The sequence below is a fragment of the Micromonospora sp. NPDC000207 genome, from assembly GCF_040300925.1.
In the GTDB taxonomy this organism is placed as follows: Bacteria; Actinomycetota; Actinomycetes; order Mycobacteriales; family Micromonosporaceae; genus Micromonospora.
In genome coordinates this window covers 1-10948 of the sequence record NZ_JBEPEQ010000152.1, presented here as the reverse complement: position 1 = coordinate 10948, position 10948 = coordinate 1, and the positions used below count along the sequence as shown (strand labels likewise).

Annotated in this window: 8 protein-coding genes; 6 read left to right on the top strand and 2 right to left on the bottom strand. The window is 71.1% G+C overall.

Annotated features, from left to right (window positions below):
- Positions 1-288 (top strand): NfeD family protein (locus tag ABT336_RS25145; RefSeq protein WP_350899704.1); only part of this gene is annotated, 288 nt, incomplete at its 5' end.
- Between the two features lie 15 nt (positions 289-303).
- Positions 304-1836, top strand: a complete 1533-nt coding sequence (locus tag ABT336_RS25140) for a flotillin family protein (RefSeq protein WP_350899703.1) — start codon at positions 304-306, stop codon at positions 1834-1836.
- Between the two features lie 169 nt (positions 1837-2005).
- On the opposite strand, the gene ABT336_RS25135 is transcribed toward ABT336_RS25140, so the two are convergent.
- Both ABT336_RS25135 and ABT336_RS25130 read right to left on the bottom strand, forming a co-directional pair.
- Positions 2006-4060 carry a S8 family serine peptidase gene (locus ABT336_RS25135; protein WP_350899701.1) on the bottom strand — a complete coding sequence of 685 codons (2055 nt, stop codon included), beginning with the start codon at positions 4058-4060 and terminating at the stop codon, positions 2006-2008.
- 284 nt (positions 4061-4344) lie between these two features.
- Positions 4345-5805, bottom strand: a complete 1461-nt coding sequence (locus ABT336_RS25130; RefSeq protein ID WP_350899699.1) for a CCA tRNA nucleotidyltransferase — start codon at positions 5803-5805, stop codon at positions 4345-4347.
- Between the two features lie 126 nt (positions 5806-5931).
- Here ABT336_RS25130 and murJ point away from each other — a divergent pair, with 126 nt between their 5' ends.
- The 4 genes from murJ to ABT336_RS25110 form a co-directional block, all read left to right on the top strand.
- The gene (gene murJ / locus ABT336_RS25125) at positions 5932-7668 is read left to right on the top strand and encodes a murein biosynthesis integral membrane protein MurJ (RefSeq protein WP_350899697.1); all 1737 of its coding nucleotides are present in this window, start codon (positions 5932-5934) and stop codon (positions 7666-7668) included.
- A gap of 435 nt (positions 7669-8103) precedes the next feature.
- On the top strand, positions 8104-9723 hold the full coding sequence (locus tag ABT336_RS25120) for a protein kinase family protein (protein WP_350899695.1): 1620 nt from the start codon (positions 8104-8106) through the stop codon (positions 9721-9723).
- A 27-nt stretch (positions 9724-9750) separates the two neighbouring features.
- The gene (gene sigM / locus ABT336_RS25115) at positions 9751-10536 is read left to right on the top strand and encodes an RNA polymerase sigma factor SigM (protein WP_502891262.1); all 786 of its coding nucleotides are present in this window, start codon (positions 9751-9753) and stop codon (positions 10534-10536) included.
- The coding region (locus ABT336_RS25110) for an RsmA family anti-sigma factor (RefSeq protein ID WP_502891261.1) at positions 10533-10948 on the top strand (416 nt) is incomplete at its 3' end. The genes sigM and ABT336_RS25110, both read left to right, overlap by 4 nt.

Here is a 10948-nt window from a genome sequence, read left to right as displayed (position 1 = left end):
GGTGGCGGTGCCCTCGCGGCGGTGCCCACCGCGTGGCTCGCGTCCCGGCTCAGCCGGGCGGCCAAGAACATGCCCACCGACCCCACGCCCACCCGTGACCACCTGGTCGGCGCGATCGGGCTGGTGGTCACCCCGGTCTCGGCCGAGGGCTACGGCGAAGTCCGGGTACGCGTCGCAGGTCAGCCGGTCAAACTCAACGCCCGCGCCGACCGGCCCATCCCGGTCGGCACCCAGATCTTCGTCGTGCAGACCCTCAGTGAGACCAGCGTGCACGTCGAGACCTACTGAAAGACACGGAGCAGCATGCCAATTCTCATCGCCATCGGGGGCGCGGTCCTCCTCGTCCTCATCCTGGTCCTGTTCATCCTGTCCCGGATCAAGGTCGCCGGCCCGAACGAGGCGTTCATCGTCACCGGTCGCAGGGGGCGTACCACCCAGGGCGCGGACGGTAGCCGCTCCACCGACAACTCCGGGCAGAAGGTCGTCCTCGGGGCCTCGGTCTTCGTCCTCCCGGTGGTGCAGAAGATACAGTCGCTGGATCTGTCCAGCCGCCGGATCGACGTCAGCATCAAGGGCGCTGTCAGCAAGCAGGGCATCCGCGCCGACCTCCAGGGCGTCGCCATCGTCAAGGTCGGCGGCACCGAGGGTGCCATCCGGGCCGCCGCCCAGCGGTTCCTGCACCAGCAGGACGAGATCGAGGACTTCACCCGTGAGGTGTTGGCCGGTGCCCTCCGCTCGATCGTCGGTCGACTCACGGTCGAGGAGGTCATCCGGGACCGGGCGGCGTTCGCCAGCGCAGTCGCCGAGGAGGCCGAGCACTCGATGACCAACCAGGGCCTGGTGCTCGACACCTTCCAGCTCCAGGACATCCTGGCCGAGGGGACGTACCTCCAGGACCTCGGGCGGCCCGAGGCGGCCCGGGTCCTCAAGGACGCGTCCATCGCCGAAGCCCGGGCCCGACAGCAGGCCGAGCAGGAGCGGCTGCTCGCCGAGGAGGTCATCGCCGAGGCGAACCGGAACCTCGCCCTCAAGCAGGCCGGGATCCAGTCCGAGATCGACGCGGCCAAGGCCAAGTCGGCTGCCGCCGGTCCGCTGGCCCAGGCCGAGCGGGACCAGGCGATCCTCACCGAGCAGCAGAAGGTCGCCGAGCGCAACGCCGAACTGAAGGAACGTCAGCTCGACACCGAGGTCCGCAAGCCCGCCGACGCGGCCCGGTACAAGGTCGAGCAGGAGGCCGAGGCGGCCCGCAACGCGGCGGTCCTCAACGCCGACGCCCAGCGGCAGTCCACCATCGCCGCCGCCCAGGCCTCCGCCGAGCACTCCCGGCTCACCGGTGAGGGTGAGCGGGCCCGCCGTGCCGCGCTCGCCGAGGCGCACGCCATCGAGGGCGCCAAGGAGGGTGAGGCGGAGCAGCGCCGCCGTAGCGCGATCGCCGAAGCGGTCGAGCGGGAGGGTCAGGCCGAGGCTGCCGCTATCCTCGCCAGGGGTCAGGCCGAGGCCGACGCGATGGCCCGCAAGGCCGAGGCATTCGGTGCGTACGGCGAGGCAGCCGTCCTGGACCTGCTGGTCAAGGTCCTGCCGCAGGTGGTCGAGGCGGCCAGCGCCCCGATCGGCGCGATCGACAAGATGACAGTCATCTCCACCGACGGGGCGTCCTCGCTGACCAAGTCGGTGGCCGGCAACGTGGCCCAGGGGCTCCAGCTCGGCAGCGACCTGACCGGGATCGACCTGACCAACCTGCTCGCCAAGCTCGGCGCGGCGCAGAACGTCGTTCCGACGACGTCGAACGGCAACGCCGACCGGGAAACCGTGGACGGCAGCGCCGTCGACCGCTGACCCGGAGCACCACGGGACCACCGGAGCACCACGGGACCGCCGGAGCACCACGGGAACCGCCGGAGCATCGGCTCGCAGGACGACGGATGCGGCCCGGACCCCCGCAAGGGGTCCGGGCCGCTTCGGCGTCGCCGCAGGATCAGACGGCGGAGGATCAGACGGCGGAGGATCAGACGGCGGAGAAGAAGAACTTCTCGCCGTTGCCGAGGCCGAGGGTGGTGCTGTTCCAGTTGATGTTCCGGCTGGAGATCAGCTTGCTGGTGCCGGAGCTGCCGGCGGTGACCGCCTGGTCGTCGATGAAGGCCCGTACGTACACCGAGCCGTCCGGGTTGTAGGACAGGAAGTCGAACTCCTGCCAGGTCCCGATCGAGGTGCCCCGGGCGATCAGGGGCTTGGCCCCGGCACTCTCGGCGGTGACGTACCTGCCGTTGGAGAGCGCCTTCAGGGCGAAGTAACCGTCGCCCCGGTTCACCACCTCGAACTTCTCCCAGGTGCTGACAGTCGTCTTGGTCGCCACCAGCGAGGACTTGCCCGCGCTGGGGGTGCTGACGAACTTGTTGTTGGCCCGGGACTTGATGCTGACCACCGGCGCGGGGGCGTCGATGTCGAACTTCTCCCAGGTGCTGATGGTGGTCTTGCTCGCGATCAGCGGGGACTTGCCGGTGCTGGGCGTCGACACGTACCTGCCGTTGACGGTGGCCTTGAGGCTGACCGTACCGTCGGTGTTGTGCACGAGCTGGAACTTCTCCCAGCCGCCGATCGCACTCGCCTTGGCCAGCAACGGCTGGGTGCCCTTGCTCTGCGCGGTCACGAACTTGTTGTTGGCCCTGGAGCGCAGGGCCACCAGGTTGCTTCCGGCGTCGACGATGTCGTACCGCTCGGAGCCGCCGATCGCGCTCGCCTTCGCCAGCAGCGGCTTCTTGCCCTTGTCCTGGGCGGTGACGTACTTGCCGTTGGACCGGGCCTTGAGGGCGACGGAGTTGCGGGTCAGGATGTTCCTGGTGACCCGGAGCATCCGGTCCACCGAGCCCCTGGGGTCGTGGACGACCCCGGCCGTCCCGTTGGTGACGATCCGGTCGCGGACCTGCTTCGGGGTCAGCCCCGGCTCGGTCTGGAGCAGCACCGCTGCGGCACCGGCCACGTGGGGCGCCGCCATCGAGGTGCCGTTGAAGGCCACGCTGCCGCTGGTCACCTGGCCGACCTTGGGGGCCGCCTTCGCCGAGACGACGCTAACCCCGGGGGCGAACAGGTCCAGGCACCGGCCGTAGTTGGAGAACCAGGCCCGGTAGTCGATCCGGTCGGTGGCACCGACGGTGATGGCCGCCGGGACGCTCGCCGGGGAGACCTGGCAGGCGTCCTGCTGTTCGTTGCCGGCGGCGACGACGTACGTCAGACCGGAGCTGATGGAGCGGTTGACTGCGTCGTCGACGGCGTGGTTGATCCCGCCGAACCCGAGGCTCATGTTCACCACCGCGGGCTTGACCGCGTTCTGGGTCACCCAGTCGATGGCGGCGAGGAGTTGCTCGCTGTCGCCGGAGCCGACGCAGTTCAGCACCCGGACCCCGACCAGCTTGACCTGCTTGGCCACCCCGTACGTGGTGCCGCCGATGGTGCCGGCGACGTGGGTGCCGTGGCCGTCGCAGTCCTGGGCGACCGCGTCGTCGTCGACGAAGTCGTAGCCGTTGGCGGCCCGCCCGTCGAAGTCGGTGTGGTCGATGTCGATGCCGCTGTCCACGACGTACGCGGTGACACCCTTGCCGGTGCTCGAGTACGTGTAGGAGCCGGTCAGCTTCGGGGTGACCTGGTCGACCCGGTCCAACCCCCACGGGGGGTTCGGCTGGGTGGCCGACGCGGTGACCCGCTGGACCTGCTCCACGTACGCCACTGCGGGGTCGTCCGCCACCCGTTGCGCCTGGCGGCGGGTCATGGTGGCGGAGTAGCCGTCGACGGCCTCGGTGTAGATCTTGCGGATCTTCCCACCGTTGGCCTTGGTCAGGGTCGAGGCGGCGGAGCGTACGGCCTTGTCGGTCGCCCTGTCCTTGAGGACGACGATGTACCGGTCCGGCACGGCACCCGGGTTCTCGGTGCCCCGCACGAAGGCCCGCTCCCGGTCACCGGGGGCCGCCGACGCGGCGCTGCCGGTGACCACACAGGCGACGGAGGATGCGCAGACGAGGGCGAATCCGGCCGCCGCAGAGCGGCGTATGACGCCACGACGTATCACTATGCGAACTCCCCGTGTGGTGATCGGCGTCATCCCGGACGCCGAGGAACGACAGAACCCGTCCTCGCGTCGAAGCGCGTGGAAGGGCCGGGGTTGATCCTGCACCATCATGGACGATTGTCGACGGATTTCAGCTCAGCCGATCGGTCGATACGCCAGCGTCTCGTCGTCGGTGCGACCACAGTCGGGCATCCACGACGGAGAGAACACCACAGAGAGGACAGACCCGGGAGAAACGACGGACCGGACCTGCGCGGCCCGGTCACTGCGAGGGGCGGACCGGGTCAGTCGGAGACGCCCTCGGCGCGGGCCCAGCGCAGGAGTTCGGCCTCGGCGGCGTCCCGGTCCAGGGGGCCGTGCTCGAGGCGAAGCTCCTTGAGGTGCTTCCAGGCCCGGCCCACGATCGGGCCGGGGGGCACGTCGAGCAGCTCCATGATGGCGTTGCCGTCGAGGTCGGGGCGGACCCGGGCGAGGTCCTCGTCGGCGGCGATCCGGGCGATCCGCTCCTCCAGCGCGTCGTAGTCACCGGCGAGCTGGGCGGCCTTACGACGGTTGCGGGTGGTGCAGTCCGACCGGGTGAGCTTGTGCAGGCGGGACAGGAGGTCACCGGCGTCGGTGACGTACCGACGGACCGCCGAGTCGGTCCACTCGCCCCGGCCGTACCCGTAGAAGCGCAGGTGCAGGCCGACCAGCTTGACCACCTGGCTGGTGACGTCCTTGGGGTAGCGCAGCGCCTTCATCCGGGCCTTGGTCAGGCGGGCGCCGACCACCTCGTGGTGGTGGAAGCTGACCCGGCCGTCCGACCCGACCGCCTTGGTGTCCGGCTTGCCCACGTCGTGCATGAGGGCGGCCATCCGCAGGACGAAGTCGGGGCCGTCGGACTCCAGGGAGATCGCGTTGCTGACGACCGTGAGGGTGTGCTCGTAGACGTCCTTGTGCTGGGCGTGCTCGTCGATCTCCAGCTTGAGGCCGGTCAGCTCGGGCAGGAACCGCTCGGCCAGGCCGGTGTCGACGAGCAGCCGGAGCCCGGTCACCGGGTCGGCACCGCAGAGCAGCTTGGTGAACTCGTCCCGGATCCGCTCGGCGGTGATCCGGTCCAGGTCGGCGGCCATCCGGTTCATCGCCGCCCGGACGTCGGGGTGCACGGCGAAGCGCAGCTGTGCGGCGAACCGGGCCGCGCGCAGCATCCGCAGCGGATCGTCGCCGAAGGACTCCTGCGGGGTCCCCGGGGTACGGACGACCTTCGCGGCCAGGTCGTCGAGCCCGCCGTGCGGGTCGGTGAACCGGTGGTCGGGCAGGCTCACCGCCATCGCGTTGACGGTGAAGTCCCGCCGCTTCAGGTCCTCGGTGAGACTGGAGCCGTACTCGACGATCGGGTTGCGGCTGACCTGGTCGTACGCCTCGGCGCGGAAGGTGGTGACCTCCAACCGCAGGCCGTCGCGCTGGCAGCCGATGGTGCCGAACTCCCGGCCGGTCTCCCAGACCGACTCGGCCCACCCCCGAACGATCTTCAGGGTCTGGTCCGGGTGGGCGTCGGTGCAGAAGTCGAGGTCGTCGCCGAGCCGCCCGAGCAGGGCGTCGCGGACCGATCCGCCGACCAGGTGCAGCTCGTGGCCGGCCCGCGCGAACCGGCGACCCAGCTCGTCGGCGACCGGGGAGACCCGCAGCAGTTCGGCGACGGCGTTGCGCTGCGCGGCGGTGAGTTCGCGGCGGTCGGCGACGGGGGGTACGGAGGCTTCGGACATCGGATCGTCAGACTATCGGGCGGCCTGTCGGTCCTGTCCGCCGGGCGTGGGTGTCCCGTACCGGTTGACTAAGGTCTGTGGCGTACGGGCGGTGGCCCGTCGGCGATCTACCCCTGGAGGCGACAGATGAGCGGCGGGCTCTACCGCAGCGCGAACGCCACACAGGGGGGCGGGGTGCCGCCGGACGACGGGGCCACCTTCATCTCCGCCGAACCCCCGGCAGTGGAGGCGACAGCCGCCCCGCAGGAGCAGGTCGCGGAGTCGAGCGCCGCCGCCAACAGCGCGATCATGGCGCTCGGCAGTCTGGTCAGCCGAGGGACCGGCTTCGTCCGGAACCTCATGATCGGCGCCGCCCTGGGCAACGTGGTCGGCAACGTCTACACCACCGCCCAGTTCCTGCCCAACCAGGTGTACGAGTTCCTCCTCGGCGGGGTGCTGACCAGCGTCCTGATCCCGGTGCTGGTCCGGCGCAGCAAGTCCGACCCGGACCGGGGCCAGGCGTACGCCCAGCGACTGCTCACCCTGGCGGTCCTGGCGCTCGCCGTCGCCGTCGGGCTGGCGCTGCTCTCCGCCCCGGTCCTGACCCGCCTGTACGCGGGCGGCGGTGGCGACGACGACTACAACGGCCTGGTCACCAAGCTCTCCCTGCTGATGCTCCCGATGCTGTTCTTCACCGGGCTCAGCGCGCTGATCGCCGCGGTGTTGAACACCCGGGGGCACTTCGCCGCCCCGATGTGGGCGCCGATCCTGAACAACCTGGTCGTCATCGCCACCCTCGGTCTCTACATCCTGGTCTACGGGGCGCGGGCGCTCGACCCGGCCGACATGGGAATCGGTCAGATCGTGCTGGTCGGCGGGGGGACCCTGCTCGGGGTGGCCGTGCAGGCCATGGGGCTGCTGCCGGCGCTGCGCAAGGTGGGCTTCCGGTGGAAGCTGCGGTTCGACTTCGGCAAGCTGGGCCTGGCCGAGGTGGCCAAGCTCGGCGGCTGGATGTTCTGCTACGTCGCCGTCAACCAGCTCGGCCTCTTCGTGGTGGTCAACCTGCTCTCCCGGGCCGCCGGGGAGAACGCCGCCGGCCTGCTGATCTACAACAACGTCTTCCTGCTGCTGATGATGGCGCACGGGATCATCGCCGTATCGATCATCACCGCCCTGATGCCCCGGATGAGCGCCGCCGCCGCCGACGGGCGGCTGCGCGACCTGGTCGCCGACCTGTCCCGGGGCGCCCGGATGATCAGCGCGGTGTTGGCCCCCATCGCGGTCTGCTACGCGGTCCTGGCCGGACCGATCTCCGTGGTGGTCTTCCGGTACGGCGCCTTCACCGGCGAGAACGCGGTGGCCACCTCGGTCGTGCTGTTGGCCGCCGCAGTGGCCCTGGTGCCGTTCGCCATCAGTCAGCTCTTCACCTTCGCGTTCTACGCCCTGCCCGACACCCGCACCCCGGCCCTGGTGAACATCCCGGTGGTGGCCCTGCGGGTGCTGGTCCAGGTCGGGCTCTTCCTCGCCTTCTCGGCCACCTTCGCGGCGGCCGGGATGATGATCGGCAACGCCGTCTCGTACGTGGCAGCGGCGATCGTCTCGGCGATGCTGCTCCGGCCCCGGGTCGGGCGGATCGGCCTGGGTGAGATCATGCGTACGCTGGGTAAGGTCCTCGTCGCGGCGATCGGTGCGGCACTCGTGGGTCTGCTGGTGGTGAACCTGCTGCCCGGTGACCCGGGGAGCCTGAGCTGGGCGGCGGCGGCGGTGCGGTTGGCTGTCGGTGGGGCGGCCATCGCGCTGACGTACCTCGGGTTGGCGATGCTGCTGCGGATCCGTGAGATCACCGAGGTGGTCGGGATGGTCCGACGCAAGCTCGGCCGGTGAGACCCGCCCGTGGCGCCTGCCCTCCCCACCGCCCCCACGGAACGTGAGCGGTCGTCACACAGCTGGGGACGAGCCTGTGGATAACTCAGTGCGTCGCGGGTGGGCAACCGTTTCGGCCTGTGGATAACCACCCGTACGGCCGAGTTCGTGGGACCGTACGGCGGGAATTGAACCGAGGGCGACGAGGGTCGCCCCGGTGTCACCGGGTCGGGGTCAACCTCTAGATTGGCGAGTACAGGTGGCAGCAACACGGCTGACCGAGGTCGCAACCGGACAAGGGTTCTCAGTTCCGACACCCTGCCGGACGCGGCCGAAAGATGACATGTCGGTGCCCGGACGATCCCGGGTAAGGTCACTCTCGACGGATACCGCACCGTCGACGCCCCGCGTCGACCCGGGAGACGGTCTCCGTCGAAGGCAGAGCGGACAGGCCACATGCCCAGCAGCGCGGGTCCATCGATCGACACGATCACCGAGGGAGGACGGGTGACCCAGGTCGGCGAGGGTCGAGAGACGGCGGAGAACACGCCGCCGGTCGCCACCTTCGGTGCTCCCACGGCCGGTGAGATTCTCGCCGAGCGGTACGAGCTGGTCGAGCACATCAACAACGACAGCGCGGGCCGACTGGTCTGGCGCGGCGTCGACGTCATCCTCCGTCGTCCCGTCGCGGTCGTCCTGCGGTACCCGGGTGGCGACTCCGCCACCGAGATGCTCCAGGCCGCCGTCGCCGCCAGCCGGGTGATCCACCCGAACCTGGTCGGCGTCTACGACGCGATCGACGAGGCGGACCGGGCGTACGTGGTCCGCGAGTGGGTGGACGGGCAGTCGCTGCGCGAGATGGTCGCCGCCGGTCCCCTGGACCCGGCGCGGGCCACCGCCGTCGGCAGCGCCGTGGCCAGTGCCCTGGCCGCCGTGCACGCCACCGGCATGGTGCACGGCAACATGCACCCGGGCACCGTCATGATCAGCGACGACGGCCGGGTGGTCCTGGCCGACGCCCGCACCGACGGTGCCGACAGCGCCGAGAGCGACATCCGGGCGATCGGCGGGGTCCTCTACTTCGCCCTGACCGGGCACTGGCCGCACGCCGAGGCGCCGCTGCACGGGGCCACCGCCGGGCACGGCCGGGCCGCCATCCCGGACGCCCTCCGGGACGCGGGCGGCACCCTGGCCTCCCCCCGGCAGATCCGGGCCGGAGTTCCGGCGTACCTCGACGACCTGACGATGGACCTGCTCGACCTGGGGATCACCCCGCCGGACTCGGACGTGCTCGCTGCCGAACTGGCTCGGCTGGACGTCCCCGGCGAGGAACAGTTCCTGGAACCCACCGGGCCGCTGCGGTTCGCCGCCGAGACCGGTGACGAGCCCTCTGCGCTGGCCGCCGTGAAGAACCGGAAGGTCGTCTTCGGCGTCGCCGGGCTCCTCGCCTTCGCCCTGGTCGCCATCCTGGCCGGGATCACGGTGCTCGGTGGTGAGGAGGACGCTCCGCCGCAGGTCGCCCCCGCCGCAGTGCCGTCGCCGAACGCGCCGGTCACCGAGGGCAGCACCACCGCACCGGCCCCCCGGGTGGGCAAGCTCGACATCGTCGGCGCCCAGATCATCGACCCCGACAGCCGGGACCGGCTCGGCCTCGACGGTGCCGAGCGGGTGTTCGACGGCGACCAGGACAAGGGGTGGGCGACCCAGACGTACAAGGGTTCGCCCAACTTCGGCAACTACAAGCGGGGCATGGGGGTGTGGATCGACCTCGGCACCGAACGGACCGTCAAGTCGGTCCAGGTCAACCTCTCCGCCGTCGGGGCCTCCGCCACCCTCTACAGCGGCACCACCGCCCCCAGCGGGTCGTCGAACACGGCGGACGACGCGCTGTTCAAGGCGTACGAGCGGGCCCCGATCGGGCAGCCGTTCGAGGACCACGACGGCACCACGATGACCTTCAACGGGTTCGACGCCGACCAGAAGTACCGCTACCTGCTGTTCTGGCTCACCGAACTGCCGCCGAACGACGGCGGGTACAAGATCGGGGTCCAGGAGATCACGGTTCAGGGGTCGTGACCGAGGCCCACCCTCACACCGGCGGGGATGGTGATGGCCGGCGGTGATCGTACGACCGGCCCGGTGACCGAAGGGGCACCGGGCCTGCCGCCGTACACCGATCCGTCGGTGCCTGCCCAGACCGGGCCGGCACCACAGGCGACGGATCTGGAGCTGCTCCGGGCCCACGCCGCCGGAGACCCGTACGCCTTCACCGAGCTGTTCCGCCGTAACCGGGACCGGCTCTGGGCGGTGGCCCTGCGGACCGTGGGCGACCGGGAGGAGGCCGCGGACGCGCTCCAGGACGCCCTGCTCTCGGCCCATCGGGCCGCCGCCCGGTTCCGGGGTGAGTCGGCGGTGTCGACCTGGTTGCACCGGATCGTGGTGAACGCCTGCCTGGACCGAATCCGACGTCGGCAGGCCCATCCCACGGTGCCGCTGCCGGACTCGACCCGGGGCGAGAACGCCGACCGGACGACCGGCGGCGTCGAGCCCGCCGCACCGGCCCCGGACCACGACACCGCCCTGGTGGTCCGGGAGGCGCTGGCCGGGCTTCCGGTGGAGCAGCGCGCCGCCCTGGTCCTGGTCGACGTGCAGGGCTACCCGGTCGCCGAGGTGGCCCGGATCCTCGGAGTCGCCGAGGGTACGGTCAAGAGCCGGTGTGCCCGGGGCCGCGCCCGGCTGGCGGTGATGCTCGGTCACCTCCGCACCGGGACGGAGCCGACCGGGTCGGGTGACGTGTCGAGGGCCACCGACGGGAACCACCGCGCAGCCCAGGGCGTCGGATCAGCGTCGGGGCGTTCCCGACCGGACGCCCTCGGGGAGGAATCGTGACCACCGGCCGGTTCGAGGAGGTCGACCTCGACCTGCTCGCCGACTACCTCGGTGGGGTGCTCGACGGCACCCCCGAGGAGGCGGTGGTCGCCCGACTGGTCGCCGAGGACGCGGCCTGGGCCCAGGCTGAGGCCCGGCTGGCTCCGGCGCTCTCCGCGGTCGGTGCGGACCTGGCCGCCTGGGGTGCCGACGCCCCCGAGATGCCGTCGGACGTCGCCGACCGGATCACCGCCGCCCTGGCCGCCCCGTACACCCCCACCGACCCGTCCCCCCTCGGCCTTGCGCAGACCACCGACGAGCAGACCGGCGTTACGCAGACCGGCGTCTCGCGGAGCGGCGTCTCGCGGAGCGGCGACGAGCGGGTGGGCGAGGGTGGCACGGGTGGGCTGCCGCACCGGGGCGTACCCAGGTC